General features: G+C 51.2%; 12 protein-coding genes. 9 read left to right on the top strand and 3 right to left on the bottom strand.

Going from position 1 to position 16,829, the window contains the following annotated elements:
- Positions 1 to 83 precede the first annotated feature (83 nt).
- Positions 84 to 1,328, top strand: coding sequence for an IS110 family transposase (locus ACL02P_RS06630; RefSeq protein ID WP_016312179.1), 1,245 nt, complete (start codon positions 84 to 86; stop codon positions 1,326 to 1,328).
- Positions 1,329 to 1,559: 231 nt separating this feature from the next.
- On the opposite strand, the gene ACL02P_RS06625 is transcribed toward ACL02P_RS06630, so the two are convergent.
- Together ACL02P_RS06625 and ACL02P_RS06620 are read right to left on the bottom strand one after the other, a co-directional pair.
- On the bottom strand, positions 1,560 to 2,735 hold the full coding sequence (locus ACL02P_RS06625) for a hypothetical protein (protein ID WP_009223290.1): 1,176 nt from the start codon (positions 2,733 to 2,735) through the stop codon (positions 1,560 to 1,562).
- Between the two features lie 129 nt (positions 2,736 to 2,864).
- The gene (locus tag ACL02P_RS06620; protein ID WP_412836994.1) at positions 2,865 to 4,055 is read right to left on the bottom strand and encodes a M14 family metallopeptidase; all 1,191 of its coding nucleotides are present in this window, start codon (positions 4,053 to 4,055) and stop codon (positions 2,865 to 2,867) included.
- Between the two features lie 192 nt (positions 4,056 to 4,247).
- Between ACL02P_RS06620 and bioB the strand changes: the two genes are divergently transcribed.
- The 5 genes from bioB (at position 4,248) to ACL02P_RS06595 (ending at position 9,813) form a co-directional block, all read left to right on the top strand.
- On the top strand, positions 4,248 to 5,252 hold the full coding sequence (gene bioB / locus ACL02P_RS06615; RefSeq protein WP_412836993.1) for a biotin synthase BioB: 1,005 nt from the start codon (positions 4,248 to 4,250) through the stop codon (positions 5,250 to 5,252).
- Positions 5,253 to 5,328: 76 nt separating this feature from the next.
- Entirely contained in the window at positions 5,329 to 6,021 is a 693-nt protein-coding gene (locus ACL02P_RS06610) for a response regulator transcription factor (protein ID WP_036644006.1), read from the top strand.
- On the top strand, positions 6,018 to 7,025 hold the full coding sequence (locus ACL02P_RS06605; protein ID WP_412836992.1) for a sensor histidine kinase: 1,008 nt from the start codon (positions 6,018 to 6,020) through the stop codon (positions 7,023 to 7,025). The genes ACL02P_RS06610 and ACL02P_RS06605 overlap by 4 nt, the downstream gene beginning before the upstream one ends.
- A gap of 98 nt (positions 7,026 to 7,123) precedes the next feature.
- Positions 7,124 to 7,879: an ABC transporter ATP-binding protein gene (locus ACL02P_RS06600; RefSeq protein ID WP_028537661.1), complete on the top strand. Its 756-nt coding sequence runs from the start codon at positions 7,124 to 7,126 to the stop codon at positions 7,877 to 7,879.
- Positions 7,876 to 9,813 carry an ABC transporter permease gene (locus tag ACL02P_RS06595; protein ID WP_412836991.1) on the top strand — a complete coding sequence of 646 codons (1,938 nt, stop codon included), beginning with the start codon at positions 7,876 to 7,878 and terminating at the stop codon, positions 9,811 to 9,813. The genes ACL02P_RS06600 and ACL02P_RS06595 overlap by 4 nt, the downstream gene beginning before the upstream one ends.
- A gap of 70 nt (positions 9,814 to 9,883) precedes the next feature.
- Here the strand turns inward: ACL02P_RS06595 and ACL02P_RS06590 are convergent, their stop codons facing one another.
- Positions 9,884 to 11,938 (bottom strand): GxGYxYP domain-containing protein, encoded by a 2,055-nt coding sequence (locus ACL02P_RS06590; RefSeq protein WP_412836990.1) that lies wholly within the window; start codon positions 11,936 to 11,938, stop codon positions 9,884 to 9,886.
- A gap of 381 nt (positions 11,939 to 12,319) precedes the next feature.
- Between ACL02P_RS06590 and ACL02P_RS06585 the strand changes: the two genes are divergently transcribed.
- The 3 genes from ACL02P_RS06585 (at position 12,320) to ACL02P_RS06575 (ending at position 16,813) form a co-directional block, all read left to right on the top strand.
- Positions 12,320 to 12,484, top strand: coding sequence for a hypothetical protein (locus tag ACL02P_RS06585; RefSeq protein ID WP_198136140.1), 165 nt, complete (start codon positions 12,320 to 12,322; stop codon positions 12,482 to 12,484).
- 157 nt (positions 12,485 to 12,641) lie between these two features.
- The gene (locus ACL02P_RS06580) at positions 12,642 to 13,688 is read left to right on the top strand and encodes a LacI family DNA-binding transcriptional regulator (RefSeq protein ID WP_260071763.1); all 1,047 of its coding nucleotides are present in this window, start codon (positions 12,642 to 12,644) and stop codon (positions 13,686 to 13,688) included.
- 326 nt (positions 13,689 to 14,014) lie between these two features.
- On the top strand, positions 14,015 to 16,813 hold the full coding sequence (locus tag ACL02P_RS06575; protein ID WP_412836989.1) for a beta-galactosidase: 2,799 nt from the start codon (positions 14,015 to 14,017) through the stop codon (positions 16,811 to 16,813).
- Positions 16,814 to 16,829 lie beyond the last annotated feature (16 nt).

Here is a 16,829-nt window from a genome sequence, read left to right as displayed (position 1 = left end):
GCGAGGGTGATAGATCTGCGCGTGCGCCGGAGGCATCCCGGAGCGTCCATTCCCTGAATCCCTAGCGAAAGGAGGAATTTCACTTGAAGCTTTTTGTCGGTATTGACGTGAGCTCGCAAGAGCTCGAAGCGTGTTTCATGAACGCTGACGGTGACAAGCTTGAGACACTCACCGTCAAAAACAATTTGAATGGCGCCTCGCACTTGCGTGACCAAATCGTCGCTGCAGCGAACAAGTTGGCCGTCACCGAGATTCACATCGGCTTGGAAGCCACTTCCGTCTACAGCTGGCACCCTGCCATGTACCTGCATCAGGATCCAGCGCTTCGAGAGCGCAAGGCCAAGGTGTTCACCTTGAACCCCAAGCTCATCAGCAAGTTCAGAGAAGCCTATGCGGATATGGACAAGACCGACCGGCTCGACGCCTGGGTCATTGCGGATCGCCTGCGCTTCGGCCGCCTGACGACCACCATCGTCATGCAGGAGCAGTATGTCGCCCTTCAACGCCTCACGCGCATGCGTTTCCACTTGGTCCATAACTTGGCTCGCGAGAAGCAGTACTTCTTGCAGAACCTGTTCTACAAGTGCAATGCGTTTACAACCGAGGTCGACAGCTCCGTGTTTGGCCATGCGCTCATGGAGATGCTCTCCGAGAAGTTCAGCCTCGATGACATCGCCGAGATGGACGTGGCCGATCTGGCCGACTATCTGCGGGACAAGGGACGCAATCGTTTCCCCGATCCCGAGCGGGTCGCCCGCTGCATTCAGCAAGCTGCCCGCGCCTCCTATCGGCTGTCCAAGGTCGTGGAGGATTCGATTGACCTGGTGCTCGGCACCTCCATCGAATCCATCCGCAGCATCCAGAAGCAGCTCAAGGATCTCGACAAAGCGATCGAGCGGGTCCTCGACGGCATTCAAGGCGCTCAGTGCTTGCTGTCAGTGCCCGGCATCGGCAAAGTCTACGCAGCCGGTCTGCTCGGCGAACTCGGCGATATTGAACGGTTCAAGGATCAAGCCGCCGTCGCCAAGTACGCGGGTCTGACGTGGCGCAGGCACCAGTCCGGCGTCTTCGAGGCGGAGGACACCGCCCGCATCAAATCCGGCAACCGATTCCTGCGCTACTACCTCGTTGAAGCTGCCAACTCGGTTAGGATGCGCGATGAAGAATTCGGTGAATATTACCGGAAGAAGTATCACGAAGTGCCCAAGAATCAACACAAACGCGCCCTCGTCTTAACGGCAAGAAAACTCGTGCGTTTGGTCGATGTGCTGCTACGCAGCGGCCAACTCTACACGCCTCGAAGGAAGGTGAATAGCGCCAAGGATTAACGCCTCCTTTGCCTTAGTCCTTCACGAATTCCCAGTAAAAATCTGGTATCTGACATGGTTTTTGGCTGGGTTTGGTTTGATGCGCCCTTTTTTCGTGACTCCGCGCTCAACAGGCACGGGAAATTTCCAATTCGATTAAATCAACAGCTTGACATCATACCGCTGGACTTATCAACTATCGTGGTTATTCTATTATATGAAAAATGCCCGTTTCTTCACAAATTTGATTTATCAATACATGGAATAGGGAAGCCATCCTGCAAGCATCTGGGTAACCATTAATGTATCGCGATCAATCAAGAAAGCTAGATGATAGAACTTATTCCATTCATTCCTGTGGTCATAGATATAATTTGCTTGGACAGCCTGAAATGTACCATCATCCTGGAGCATATAAAAATAGTCGGCTATCCCTTGTCCTGCATATCCCGTTGTACCGTAGGCTTCGAGTACGTCGAAGAGATTGCTGACGCCTAACTTGATCCCCAAGCTTGTGGTGATGGATTCATCCGTGCTTTCTACGTTCCATTGATCTACGGACCAATAATCCATTTTGTTCTCTTCATTAAAATGAACTGTTAGTAAGGGATAGATCTGTTTATTCATGATCCCGGATTCGCTAGTTTGCCCTAATGTTTTCTCAAGCTTTGTTCGTGTATCTCCTAGCCGTAATACGTCATCACCAATCTTAACCGTAAGCCCATCCGCCGGTAGATTAACCAAGCTAAAAGAAGGGAACGATTTCACTTCACTAGAATCTTCTGCGGAGAGTGCCTCTCTTGAAGAAAATTCAACTGGTCTCATTTCGAGCTTCATCATTCCGTTGACGGTTAAATGACGTAACAATTCAAGCGCTTCCGTTCTTGTCAGCTTGCGATCCTTATCGAACTGAGACAATGATGTCGGCTGTCCTGGAAGCCAACTGCGAGAAAGAGCATAGGCGAAGGCGTCCGACTCCTGGAAATTAAGCCCTTGTGCAGCAACAATGATTTGAATGGCTTGTCCTTGTGTAATTGGCGATTTTCTTGCACTCGGATCAATGACGCCTGCAGCCGGATATCGATACACTTTTGCCATCTGATATACTCCGTCCATCCAATCGTCGTTATAGGAAGCACTCGGCATCGCAAGGCCAAACCCCCGAAACATCATTTTCAAAAATTCAGCTTCACTTGCAAGCTGATCCGGCTTAACAGTTCCATCTGGAAAGCCATCAATAATATGCTGATTTGCTCCCCAACGAAATAATAGCTCCGCAGGGTGCTTGCGCAAGTCGGAAGGAGTAGTTTGAAATGGAGAAGAGTCGACCTCCAAGTCGAAGGTTGCGGGAGATTGACTGTGTACGGTTCCTTGACTAAGGAATGCTAAAATAACTAAAAAAACAGGAATTGAACAGATCTTTTTCATAACAACCTACCTTTCTGGAAATATCTTCTTTAACGTATATCGGAATCTAAAAGATAGGTCATTAGCGATAAAAAACGCGGGACGCTCCTTTATTAGGAAAGTCCCGCACGCACACATTATAATCTTCGTTTACATATACAAGCTCGCCAGCAAGATCCCCAAGCTCTCCTCGTAAATTTCGTCGAATTGGGATAACGGCAGCGGATTTACGCCGGTTCCGAGTTCGATCGTAAATCCGGGACGCCGGAATTCATAGATGAACCAATCCTTAAATCCGGCATAGCTTTCCACGTTCCGGACCGGCTTGTAGCCACTGACCCGGGCGAACTCGTTTACGATCGTCTCAGCATACGCCGGTTCGCGGTTTTCAAAGCCCCAATAGATCTCCTCCCCTTGGGTATGGAAGGCCAGGACATGATCAAAATCGCTCTGCCGAACCAGGTTGGCCATGGCGATCGCTTCAGGTTCGGTCAGCGGGGCGGTGCCTGGATAATCCCGTGGACCGCGCTCCACTGGGTTCCTGGCAACCTCACGTTCCCATAACGCCGGGAACTGATCGTTCAAATCTACGCCATTGATATTGGCCTTCCATCCCTGAAAATCGGTGTTGCCGCCGTTGTAGGACAGCACATTGCTGCGGTAAGGTTCCTCGGCAGGCAATCCATGGATCACCAGGTCTACGCCGTCCGGGTTCACCATCGGCACCATGGAGAGGGTGGCTCCTTCGTAATAAGGCCACATGTGCAGACCGCGAATGGTGCTGTTATTCGTTAGCGCAAGCAGATATTGGTTCAGGAATTTGATCAACACCGGCGTCGTGATCCATTCATTTGCATGAAAAGCTCCGTTAACATGCACTTGTTTGCTGCCTTTGCCGATGCGCAGTTCGGGGATCGGTTTGTTCATGACCGAATTGCCGATATTCCGATAGGCGATAAACGGATAAATGTCCATCAACCGGTTTAAATCGTCCCGCAAGGCGGCGTAATCATAGGGTTTACGGATGTCGACTACGAACCAGGTAACCCGCAGCGGAAGCTGCAACCGCTGGCCAATCGTGAGATGGTTTGGATTCACCGATTGATTCAGCAGCAGAATCACATCCAGAGGAACCCCGCGGTCTCTGGACAGCTTCCAGATGGAATCCCCGGCTTTCACCTTATATTCACTGGTGACAAAACCAGGGATATGGATGGTCTGACCCACATTTAAGCTCTCCGCTTGTATCCCTGGATTGGAATCCACAATCAACTGCAGCGGCAGTTGGAAAATTTGACTGTAATACCATAACGTATCCCCTGAACGCACTTGTACCCGCATAACCTATCCCTCCTGCACATTTTTGCCCTATAACACCCTATGTAGGAGAAAGCACGCTCCATGCAAAAAATAAAGGATTCCTGCTTCACAATCAGTAAGCTTTCCTGTAGACTTTATAAAGTCATATTGTTAACCTAAAACAAAGTTAAGGTTAACAATAAAACATTTAAACATAGAAAGCTGGGATGAGGAATGAACCAAGGCAAGACGGAAGGACAGAGCTGGGACACCTTCGCCAAAAAAGCTCTATGTGGTGAAGTTCTAACATTAGAAGAGGGGTTGTCTGTACTACATGCCAGCCAAGATCAATTGCTGCCGTTGATGGATGCGGCTTATCGAGTGAGACGGCATTACTATGGCAATAAAGTGAAGCTCAACATGATCATCAATGCCAAAAGCGGGCTTTGCCCCGAAGATTGCGGGTACTGCTCGCAATCCTTGATCTCGACGGCTCCCATTTCAAAATATCCGCTGCTTAACAAGGAGACGTTGGTCGCTGGAGCGCGTGAAGCGTTGCAGCGCAAAGCGGGGACCTATTGCATCGTGGCATCAGGCAGAGGGCCTACCGATAAAGAACTTGAGCAGGTTGCGGAAGCAGTTGCTGAAATCCGCGCAACGATGCCGCTGAAAATTTGCGCTTGCCTCGGCATTCTCAGGGAGGAGCAGGCGGAGAAGCTCCGTGAAGCCGGAGTTCACCGCTACAACCACAATTTGAATACGAGCCGGGCGAACTATCCGTCGATCACTACCACTCATACCTACGATCAACGCGTGGTAACAGTGAAAACGGCACGAGCGCATGGTATGTCTCCATGTTCCGGCGTGATTATCGGCATGGGTGAATCCGATGAGGAAATCGTGGAGATGGCCTTGGCATTGCGCGAATTGGATGCCGATTCGATTCCGATCAACTTCCTGAATGCGATCCCGGGGACACCGCTCGAACGTTCGGAGCGGGTACCGGCGCTTAAAGCACTGAAGGTATTAGCGTTGTTCCGTTTCATTTGTCCAACGAAGGAAATCCGCGTGGCGGGCGGCCGTGAGATCAGTCTCCGTACGCTGCAACCGCTATCCTTGTATGCGGCCAATTCGATCTTTGTAGGCGACTACATGACGACGAAGGGGCAGGATGTCACCTTGGATCACCAAATGATTGAGGATCTAGGCTTTGAGATTGAAGAAACTGCGGTTTCATAAAATAGAAAGATAGCGCCACGTCACGTTATCCGGTAAACTGGATGAAGGAAAGAATCCTAATAACGTGGTGATTTGCTTGTTTCAAATCATGTTAATCGAAGACGATCCATCCTTATTTCAGGAAATCCGCGAACGACTGCAGCAATGGTCTTATGGAGTGCATGGCGTTCGGGATTTCGGCAATGTGCTGGAGGAGCTTACGGCGGTTCGTCCGGACCTGGTTCTGATTGATATCCAGCTGCCCAAATTTGATGGGTTTCATTGGTGCCGACAAATCCGTGCCCGTTCCAACGTGCCGATCATTTTCTTATCTTCCCGCGACCATCCCGCCGATATGGTGATGTCTATGCAGCTAGGGGCGGATGATTTTGTTCAGAAGCCGTTCCATTTCGAAGTGCTGATCGCTAAAATCCAGGCGACGCTTCGCCGGGTCTACAATTATAATACCGAACGCGTTGAGCTGCGGACGTGGCGCGGAGCGACTATCGAATATGGGCGCAACACCGTCACGGCAGAGCAGGGGACGATCGAGTTAACGAAAAACGAGATGCTCATCCTCAAGCTGCTGGTGGAGCAGAAGAATCGCATTGTCAGCCGCGAGGAGCTGATCCGCAGTTTATGGGATAACGAGCATTTCGTCAGCGACAATACTTTGACGGTCAACGTAAATCGGCTGCGCAAGAAGCTGGAGAACCTCGGGCTGGACGCTTATATCGAGACAAAGGTAGGTCAAGGATATATGGCAACCGAAGAGGTTCAGGTGTTATGATCGGAAAATATTTGCGTGAGCGCCTCAGCTGGATCTTGCTCGTCTTCGGCCTGCAGCTCTTGCTCCTCTTCGTCGCCGCCATCGACCGGACGATTCCGTTTATGCCGATGCTGTATATCGTTTTCTTATCGATATTGGGATTTGGGGCATTTCTACTGATTCGGTATCCGAAGGAAAGCCGGTTTTATCAAAGCCTGGCCGCCTGGGATGACACGTACGATTTGAGCGTGATCGCTGCGCCGGAAAGCCCGCTGGAGGGAATCGTCATGGACCGGTTAAGCGAGCAAACGGACAAGTTCCGCAAGGAAACATCGCAGCTCGTCGCCCAGCTGGAAGAGGAGAAGGACGAGCTAATGGCCTGGATTCATGAGGTGAAAACACCGCTCACCGCCATGCGGCTGATGATCGATCGGATGGGCGACGAGCCGCTCAAAGAGCAGCTGCACCTGGAGTGGCTGCGCATCCACCTGCTGCTGGACCGCCAGCTGCACCAGAAGCGGATTCCGTTTATCGAGAACGATCTCTACATCGAACAGGTGAAGCTGGAGCCGCTGCTGGTTCAAGAGATCCGGGAGCTAAGAGCGTGGTGTTTGCAAAAAGGCATCGGCTTTGACGTCAATCTGCCTGTCCAAGAGGTGCTGTCGGATGCAAAATGGCTGGCGTTTATCCTTCGGCAGCTGCTAACCAATGCGGTGAAATATAGCGAAGCCTCCGATATCTGCGTGGAATCAGGGATTTCGCCGGAAGGACAGGCCTGGCTCAGCGTCCGCGACGAAGGGCGGGGGATCGATGCCAAGGACCTGCCGCGTATCTTCGAGAAAGGATTTACCTCTACGCGGAACCACGAGGATCATGCGGCTACCGGCATGGGATTATACTTGGTGAAAAAAGCGGCGGATTCCCTGTCAATCCGGATCAAGGTCGACTCGAAGCCCGGAGGGGGCACCGCTTTTACGTTGTTTTTCCCAAGAAGTAATGCATACGTTCATATGCTGGGCATGTGACAACATTGTCACATGCCCATTTGTTTTGTTCGGGAAATCGCAGGAATTGTCCCTCCCGGGTAAGGTAAGATAAGGGCAGGATAAAGGAGTGATTAATCATGGCTATACTTGAAGCCAGCAAAATTCATAAAAGTTATGGCAACAAATTTAATCGCCAGGAAGTGTTGAAAGGGATTGACCTGAATGTAGAGAAGGGTGAGTTCGTTAGCATTATGGGGGCGTCCGGCTCCGGCAAGACGACCTTATTAAACGTGCTTTCTTCGATCGATAAAGTCAGTCTCGGCAGCATAAAAATTGAAGGCAAAGAGTTCACGGGGCTGAAGGAGAAGGAGTTGGCCGAATTCCGCAAATCCCATCTCGGCTTTATTTTTCAGGAATACAATTTGCTGGATACGTTAACGGTCAAAGAAAACGTGCTGCTGCCGCTCTCGATCAAGAACGTCTCCCGCAAGGAGGCGGACCTGAAGTTTCAGGAGATCGCCACCGAGCTTGGCATTTACGAAATTAAAGACAAGTATCCCAATGAAATATCGGGGGGACAAAAGCAGCGGACTTCCGCCGCACGGGCGTTTATCCACGATCCGAGCATTATTTTTGCCGATGAGCCGACGGGCGCACTGGATTCGAAATCAGCTTCCGATTTGCTAAATAAGCTGAGCGAGCTCAACCGGAAAATCGCGGCAACGATTATTATGGTCACCCATGATCCGGTGGCGGCAAGCTACACCAGTCGCGTCGTGTTTATCAAGGATGGACAAATTTATTCGCAGCTGAATAAAGGCGACGAGTCGCGACAGTCGTTCTTCAACGACATCATCAAAGCGCAGGGCGTATTGGGCGGGGTGCAGGAATGAGTCTGACCCATCTGATTTACCGCAATCTCAAGAAAAATCTAAAAAACTACTACTTGTACGTGTTCGCCTTAATTTTCAGCGTGGCGCTTTACTTCGCATTTGTCACCTTGCAATATGACCCGGCTTTGGACGAAATAAAGGGGTCCGTAAAAGGGGCCGCCGGATTAAAAGCCGCATCGGTGCTGCTCATCGTAATTGTGACCATCTTTTTGCTGTATGCTAATACCATCTTTATTAGGCGGCGAAGTAAGGAGATTGGTCTCTTTCAATTAATCGGGTTAACGAAAGGGAAGATCTTTCGTATTCTCAGCAGCGAAAACCTGATTCTGTATTTCGGCTCTATGCTGATCGGCATCTTCGTTGGATTTTCCTGCTCCCGGCTGCTGCTGATGATCTTGTTCCAAATCATTGGACTTGAGGCTGCGGCAACGCTGCGCTTCTCCTCGCAGGCGCTGATACAGACCGTCGAGGTCTTTGCGGCGATCTACCTGCTAATTATGCTGATGAACTACACGTTCATCAAACGACAAAGCATTTTGTCGCTGTTCCGAGCGACATCCACTACGGAGAATGTGTATCGTAAAATGCCCTTATCCGAAATTGTCATCGGCATTCTGGGAATCGGGCTGATCCTTTATGGTTACCGGATTTCGGCGGATCTGTTCAGCGGCGACTACACGGAAATGCGGGAGCTCTTCCTCGCCATGATTCGGATCCTAGGTTCGGTGATCGTCGGCACGTACCTGTTCTATAAAGGTTCGGTTAGTTTTATTTTCAATCTGGTTCGTAAGGCGAAAGGGGGATATCTCTCGTTAAATGAGGTGCTGTCCCTCTCCTCGATCATGTTCCGCATGAAATCTAACGCATTGCTGCTGACCATCATCACGACGGTGTCGGCTTTGGCCATCGGTTTGTTGTCGCTAAGCTACATTTCTTATTACTCAACGGAAAAAACCGCTCAGCAAACCGTACCCCATCATTTCACTCTGTTAGATTCCAAGGACGTGGACGCTTTCGAGCAGGCATTAAAGTCTGCCGGAATCGAGACGCGAGAGACTCAGCGCCAAGTGGTGATCGCCGAAGCTGACCTCTCCAACCTCATTGGATCTGCGCTAAGCGGGCAGAATAGCCAACTGACGACACTGGCTGTTGTGGATGAACAAGAGGTTGCTGGGATGGATTTGGGTCCCAAAGAAGCGCTGTTGGCTGGTTCAAGCAATTTGTTGGAGCAGTTCATGGGCTTGCGGTCCAAAGGGGATATGACGATAAAGGGGAACTCGCAGTCCATTCCAGTGACCGTGATCGATACGATGAAGGATGCGATTGTATCGATCCATTTTTCCTCGGGTTTGCCGTCGGTCATCCTTGATCATGCCGACTTCGAGCAACTGATGCAGGATATAAATCGGGAACTTCAGAGTTCCTACCGGGTCTATTATGGGATCGATATTGCGAATCCCGACTCGAAGCAACAAGCGGACCGGATCTATCACGAGTTGGGCTTCGACAAGAAACCAGGCGCGTTGTCGCAAATCAGAATCATTATGGAACAAAGAAGCAACATGGGGTTGATCATGTTTATCGTTGGTTTCCTGGGATTAACCTTCCTGATCACTTCAGGCTGTATCCTGTATTTCAAGCAAATGGGCGAAGGGGAAGAAGAGAAGCCAAGTTACACCATCTTACGCAAGCTGGGATTCACGCCGGGCAACCTGCTCCAGGGCATTCAATACAAGCAGTTGTTTAACTTTGGTATCCCGTTGGTTGTAGGTTTGTCGCATAGTTATTTTGCGGTTCGCTCCGGCTGGTTCTTGTTCGGGACGGAGCTATGGACCCCGATGATCTTGGTCATGCTGATTTATACCGCGCTGTATTCGATTTTTGGGCTGTTGTCGATTCTTTACTATAAACGAGTTATCAAGGAATCGTTATAATACAGGGAGCACTTAAGCAAAAACAAGGCAGGAACTCCTCATTGGAGGATTCCCGCCTTGTTTTATGTGGTTAAAGTTTCTTTGGAAGACCGTAAGCTTCCCGAATCAATGCAAAATAGGTATCGGCTAACACAACTTCAAATTCCGGTCCCAACGCTTCCGTGATCGCTACTACGTCCGAGGGTCTCATGCTCCAAGCATTGACCCCTACAGAAACGAACATGGGCGAGTTCCCGTCCCAGGCAGCCTTCGCATCATTCAAAATGTTAATTCCATCTCTGACGGTGGCCGTGCCTTTGAAATATGAAACGGGTAAATTGCCGTTGACGATCTCAACGTAATTGTCGCTGCCGCCGCCAAGGAACAGACCTGGTACTTTCAATTGTTTCACATAAGCTTCCGCTTTGGAGCCAGAGAGTGGAACGTCTCGCGAGTCTTGCCGGTTGATGACAAAAGGATACGACATGCCGGATTTCTTCAAATACGGGTAGGAATCCTTCATGAACTGGGCAAAACTCTCTTCCGGCCAAACCTGCGGACTGAAATAACCGGCTCCGGAAGGTCCGGCTACCAGCAGGTCGTTCTCCGTAGCAGTGGACTGGTAATAGTCTAGGATTGCAGGGGCTGCATCAACGAGCAGTGGGCTGGCTGACCAGTTCATCGGCACTTGACCGCGGGCAGGATCCTCCCAAAGATTGCGCATATGATTTTGATCGTACTGCAGGTTATCGCCTTCACCAAACGTGAAGGTCACGTAGATCTTGTTGTTCAACTTCGGAGTTACCGGCTTGTTCGGCTTGGCCGGCTTCGCTTTCGTCCCCGCCATGACCGTCATATTATGGAACCAGTCGGAAGGCAGGACGTAAACACCATAACTAGAGGTCAGGTCAACCCCAGCGATTTCGCCTTCCACATCATTATCAAACCAACCCAAATACGGTGTTCCTGGTTCTACATCCGCTAAAATCCGTTCGAACAACGCCCTTTGTTCAGGTACTCCGCTGGAAAGCCAGAACACCATCGCTTTGTTGGCTACCGCGTAATCGCGGAGGTAGCCGAACGGCTCCTTCGTTTCAGAGGAGAGCGGCTTCACTTTGCTGGCGGAAACTTTAAATTGATTCCACATTTCGACGCTAACGGTTAAATGCTGGGTTCCCGCTGGTGGAATAAATTCGTAGACGAAATAGTTGCCGTTGTCGGCAAACCGGTGGTCCGCACCCGGCAAAAATTTGGAACCGTGCCGGTCGTACAAATACGGTTCCTCTTCCGGCGTGCCGGTTTCAAAGCGAAGGATCTCCTCACCGTCTGCCGATACGCTGATCTCATGAACGGCAGGACCCCAGCCGTCCTGGGTGTAAGCATCCTGGAACCGCAGGTAGACAGCCTCTCCGCCTAGGAACTCGGTCAAATCCAGTTCATACGTTCTCCGGTTGCTGGCATCACGGATTTGCTCCGGTTCCGTAAGAATTGTCTTGAATGATGCGAAATTATCCGGAGGGAGCGGGATGGACGTATTCGGACTGAGACCGACCAGCATCCGTTTTGTCGTTTGACTCCATAAATGCTCGTATTGCCAAGTGTAAGCCTCCATCCGATCTTTGAACTTCCCTTGCAGGTCCTCAACGACACGCAAGCGATAAGGCGCCGCAGTTAGTTCTTGGGCCAGTTCGGGGCTTGCTACGACAGCGTCCTTCAAACCGGCAAGCGTCGTCGCCACATTAATCGAATCAGGCACGGCCGGATCATAGACGATTACGCCTTTGACCTCCCGGGCATACGCCTTGACGATGTCCAGTGGATTTTCGTGAATCCGATAAGGCACCTTAATATCGTTTAACCAAGGATCTTTCTCATTTTGCTGCACGTAAATTCGGGGTTCCTTGCGGTTGACGATCCCTTGAAGTGTTGTCAGCAGAAGCTCGATGTCCCCTGGCTTGTCGTACACTTGAGCCACATCCAAGCGCTTGGCTTTGGCGAAGGTAGGGAGCTCCTGATTCTTCGGCCAAACGATGCCGCTCTTCTTGTTTAGTTCCGCTGAAATCGAGCTGTCTGCGGAGGCTCCTAACGGCATGGTTAACGTACATACTAGTGCTAAACCGAGCGTGATCCATTTGCGCAACATCATTTCGACACCTCTCTTCTTAGAATAAGTTGCGAAAGACTTGTCCGATTCGATCGTTCGATATACCACCTCCTGATGGTTATGGATGTGATTGGAAAGGTTTACAAGCTATATTTAATATATTCTATTGTATATTTCAATAGCTTCGACAAAACTTCACAGGGATCGATTGAAACATATTTATTAACCGATGTCTCGACTTCGTTCTATAGGGGTAACTGTAAACCTAGAGTCAAATTTGCAAAACAAAAGCGTCGACCGTTAAATATAGCAAATATATCCTATAGATAGCCTAACTTCAGATCGATCGTCTCTCTGTTTGATCGAAATTGCATGAAAATTGTAGCTGCAGGAGACGCTATTCAGCGAAAAGGGGATATGAGTATGCCAAACCAAAAGCACGAAAACATCGAAACGGATGGGGATCCGCGCACGATCTACGAAGATACGAGCCCGCATCTCCGGACCGGCTTTATGCCGGAGCAAACGGATGTGACCTCCTTCGAGTCCGAAGAGAGAAATCCGGAGCAAGATCAAACGCGATCCTAAAGGAAACAGGCTTTCTTTAAAAGGAGGGGGCCTGTTTTGTCATGGAAAAGAGGATCTGGGCGGGGAGCGGCGGTATCTGCTTGTTCTATTCTCAAATGCTGGAAATATTGATATACTGGGGGTAATCTGGGCTACTAATTTTGGGGCAGGTGAAATTATGAAACCGATTACAGTCTACGATATCGCCAAAGAAGCTAATGTATCCGTTGCTACCGTCTCACGCGTCCTTAACAATACCGCACCTGTGAAAAAGGAGACCCGGGAACGCATCAACGAGCTGATCAACAAATACCAGTTTCAACCCAATGCGCTGGCTCGAAGCTTGTCGAAGAAGGAAACGGGGATGATCGGCATTATTCTCCCGGATATTACAAATCCGTTTTTTCCAGAAGTGTTGTCCGGGTTTGATCTGGAAGCGCGCAAGCAGGGGTATACTTACTTTCTGTGCGACACGGTCTCAGCCAGTGTGGACAGCGCGGAGCAATATGTCCGGGAATCGCAATATTTGAATGCGCTCGCAGAGAAGCAGGTGGACGGGATCGTCATGATGGGGGGGCGGGTTGATTTGGCCAAACCTGACATGCAACTGATTGAGGAGGTAGCCGAGATCGGCAAAAGGCTGCCCGTTCTACTTGTCAACGGTCGACTCCCTAAATCGGGCCTGAATCGAGTGGCCGTAGACGAACGGTATGGAGCGGAGCTGGCGGCCCAGCATTTGATTGAGCTCGGGCACCGCGACATCGCGATTGTGGGCGGATTCCGTCAGATGTCCAACACGCAGCAGCGGACGAACGCTTTTACGAAGAAGATGGTTCAGGCGGGCCTTGAAGTGCGCAAGGAGTGGGTGCTGCATGGAGGTTTTTCCGTCGCCAGCGGCATGACGTTTATGAATCAATTGTTGGAGCTGCCTAAGCGCCCGACGGCGATCTTTTGTCTGAACGATTTAGTTGCGATCGGCGTGTTAAAGGCGGCCGTCAAAGCTGGGCTGCGCGTCCCCGAAGACCTCTCGATTATCGGATATGATGATACTCCGTTTGCCTCCTATAGCATTCCGGAGCTGACGACCATTTCACTGCATGCTCATGAGCTCGGCCGAACTGCGGGGGAAGTGCTGCACCAAATGATCACAAAGTCGAAGGTGAACAAAACGACCTTGCTGAAGCCGGAGCTGGTTATTCGCGAGTCTACTGCGGCTCTTAACTAGCGTTAGGAGCTTCGGACCCGCTTCCGGCAAAAAGGGATTGACAACTTAAATCTGGCTGGGCTAGAATAACTGCAAGAAAGCCCTTACATTTTACTCGCAGGTAAATTCTTCTTTATTTCACCCTCCACAAACACAACGAAATTTTACTTCTTTCATCAACTCCGAAGAGAAGCATTCATCTGAACAACACTTGGCACAACAACTGAACATTTCGTTCGCTCCAAAGTGAAACCCGTTTCACTCTAATTTTATTGACCATAATGTAACGGGTTTCATGAAATGGGATTCATTAAAGTTTAATAATACAGACGTTAGGAGTGGTCGCTATGAGTACGCGTATCGAGTCCGAATCCGTTGTAAGTCTGTCTGGCCAGGCTGTCAACATCCATGGGGAGAGCGTGATTCTGCTTTGTGCTTCGCTCTTTTATTTCCGGATTCCCCCCGAGTTATGGCAGGAACGGCTCCAGCAGGTGAGAGAAGCAGGCTACAACTGCATCGATGTCTACTTCCCGTGGAATTTTCATGAGCTCCAGGAAGGAACCTGGGATTTTACCGGGATGCGGGATGCAGATACGTTTCTGCGACTCGCCAGTGAAGCGGGATTATGGGTGATCGCCCGCCCGGGACCATATATTTGCTCTGAATGGGACGGCGGCGGCTTGCCTGCCTATTTGTACGCCAAAGAGCCGGCTCTGCGGATTAGAGATAATGACCCTGCGTTCTTGCAGCATGTGGCCCGGTGGTATGCGCAGATCCTGCCGATCCTTCATCGTCATGAAGTCACGCGTGGGGGCAGCGTCATCTTCGTTCAGCTTGAAAATGAACTGGACTTCTATGACTGCTCCAACCCGGCAGGATATATGGCTGCGCTGCGAGACATGGCTGCAACGCATGGCTTATCCGTCCCGCTGATCGCTTGTGCCGGCCAAGGCGGCCTGGTGCAGGCGTCCGGGTTAACGGAAGGTATCGTGCCGACCTGCAACTTCTATCCGGATGACCGGGATCCCGATTTCGAGCGCAAGGTGCTGCATTATCGGGAGGTGCTTCACAGGCAGGGACTTCCGCTGCTCGTTACCGAGACGAACCGGAGCCATTACCTGCTGCGCAGATTGCTGTCAGCTGGAGCCAAGCTGCTGGGTCCTTATCTGCAGGCGTCTGGCACCAATTTCGGCTTCACCAATGCGATCAATAACTGGGGAAGGCCGCTGGCTTACTTGACCTCGGATTATGATTTCGGAGGCATGATTTCGCCGGAAGGCCATCTCCGTGAAGAAGTGCAGGAAGCAAAGCTTCTCGCCAGGTTCATTCGTGCCTATGGCCGCGCGATTGCGGAATCTGAGCCGAATTCCGGGAGCAAATGGTCTGTTGCGGGCGAGAAGGAGGGAGTGTTTGGCCCGTATGCGCTGCGTTTGAAAGGCGGTGGAGAGCTGATTTTTGTGACCAACGGTGAGGATCGCTTCAAGCAAATCCACCTGCATAATGAGGAAGCCAGCCATGCTTCATCTACCGGGACATGGACCTTAGCTGCTTCAAGATCCTTGGCGCTGCCGGCAAAAGTGCCGCTAACGAACTGGGGAATTTCAGGACAGCTTGTTTCCTCTACGGCGGAGCTTTACATGGTGGAACAACAGATGGACGGAGTGGTTCTCGCGTTTCACAAGGAGGGGGACAACGGGGAGATTGCCTTAGCCGTCGAAGTTGCCCATGATCCGATTACCGAGGGGATGCAGGTCATCCATCGCGAAGGCCAGTTTATCTTGCAACTGTCTGGAGCAGAGACGGCGTTTTGTCGGTTTGAACTAAAGGAGGGGCGACGCTTTACGGTTATTGTCACAAGCCTTCTCAACGCGCTTCGGACCGAAACGATTCACCTGGATGGGACCGTGACCTTAACCGCAGATCAACCGGTCTCGAATGTCCCCGACCCTACGCCTGCACCCGATTGGCGGTTTGTTGGGAGGGAGGGATGGAAGGCGCCAATCCAGGCTGCGACGGTACAGACGAAGGGGGCGGAGGCAGAATTTTTGGAACGGCTCGGCGTTTACCGGGGATACGCCTGGTATGAGGCGGAGACAAATCTGGTCGCCGCTGAACATCGGCTGCATGGATTTCTGGTGCGTCAAGCGAGTGATGTTGTTTCGCTGTATGCTGAAGGAGCGTACCTCGGCACTTTTACTCCCGGCGGAGCCAGCGTGTTTGTTCCGGTGAACGGATCGGATGTGAAGAAGCTTCAGGCGCGTGTGGAGATTTGGGGCCACAGCAATTTCGATGACATCCGGCTCCCAGCGCTTCGCTTGCCTTCCCTGAAAGGGATCAAAGGGATTACGGCCATCACCGCCGTACACAACATTACCTCGAACTGGCGCGTGCATCCGAAGGTCGACCGTTCGCGGCAAGGCACTCTTACAGAGATCGACGAAGCATTATGGCCGGTTGTTAGCTTCGGAAGCTGGCTGTCTGCGGATCATCTATCCCAGCATCTTTTCCGCAGAACGTTTATCCCTGGGGCTGGCGGGGATTCGTGGACGCTGCATTTTCGGAACCTTCAAGGGCATGCGCGGCTTTGGGTGAACGGAATCGATGCCGGTCCCATCCATCCGCTGGACCCCTTTATCGATTTGAAGCCGTATGTCACCCCAGGACAGGAGCTGCAGCTTGAGGTCTACCTGGAACGAACGATGGGGCAAAGCGCCGGACAAGTGCTGGTCTATGAAGGGGTTGAAGCATCGGCGTATACGATCAAGGCGGCGGAGGAAGCTCATTTGAAGGCTGCAGCGGAGCATGAAGTTGCTGCAATTCCGCTTGAATTGCCGCTGACGTTGACCTCAGGTGAGGCAGGATGGTTATTCGCTCCAATTCCGAACGCTGCACAAGGCAAAGGTTGGAGGGTCCGTGCCGCTGGCTCGGGATTAAAGCTTACGGTGTTTATGGAGGAGCGGATCGTCGGCAGGCTGTGGCTGCCAGGAGGTGCGGGAAGGCCGATGATGACTGGCGGCAGCGCGGACTCGTTTTATTTGCCGGGTCCATGGTTTCAGGCGGGGCAAGCGCAGCTGTCTATTTTTCTCGAGGCAGTGGATGAACAGGCTGCAGGCAGCTTAGAGAAGCTTGAGTTTATTTCCGTATAGAAGGGAGAGGCCTATG

The organism is Paenibacillus sp. MB22_1, assembly GCF_047200555.1.
GTDB lineage: Bacteria > Bacillota > Bacilli > Paenibacillales > Paenibacillaceae > Fontibacillus > Fontibacillus phoenicis.
This window is presented reverse-complemented; position numbering and strand designations above follow the sequence as displayed.

Excerpts from the sequence above, each read along its gene's own strand:
- ACL02P_RS06625 (WP_009223290.1), bottom strand. The coding sequence starts at position 2,735 with ATGAAAAAGATCTGTTCAATTCCTGTTTTTTTAGTTATTTTAGCATTC.
- ACL02P_RS06620 (WP_412836994.1), bottom strand. The coding sequence starts at position 4,055 with ATGCGGGTACAAGTGCGTTCAGGGGATACGTTATGGTATTACAGTCAA.
- bioB (WP_412836993.1), top strand. The coding sequence starts at position 4,248 with ATGAACCAAGGCAAGACGGAAGGACAGAGCTGGGACACCTTCGCCAAA.
- ACL02P_RS06605 (WP_412836992.1), top strand. The coding sequence starts at position 6,018 with ATGATCGGAAAATATTTGCGTGAGCGCCTCAGCTGGATCTTGCTCGTC.
- ACL02P_RS06600 (WP_028537661.1), top strand. The coding sequence starts at position 7,124 with ATGGCTATACTTGAAGCCAGCAAAATTCATAAAAGTTATGGCAACAAA.
- ACL02P_RS06595 (WP_412836991.1), top strand. The coding sequence starts at position 7,876 with ATGAGTCTGACCCATCTGATTTACCGCAATCTCAAGAAAAATCTAAAA.
- ACL02P_RS06590 (WP_412836990.1), bottom strand. The coding sequence starts at position 11,938 with ATGATGTTGCGCAAATGGATCACGCTCGGTTTAGCACTAGTATGTACG.
- ACL02P_RS06585 (WP_198136140.1), top strand. The coding sequence starts at position 12,320 with ATGCCAAACCAAAAGCACGAAAACATCGAAACGGATGGGGATCCGCGC.
- ACL02P_RS06580 (WP_260071763.1), top strand. The coding sequence starts at position 12,642 with ATGAAACCGATTACAGTCTACGATATCGCCAAAGAAGCTAATGTATCC.
- ACL02P_RS06575 (WP_412836989.1), top strand. The coding sequence starts at position 14,015 with ATGAGTACGCGTATCGAGTCCGAATCCGTTGTAAGTCTGTCTGGCCAG.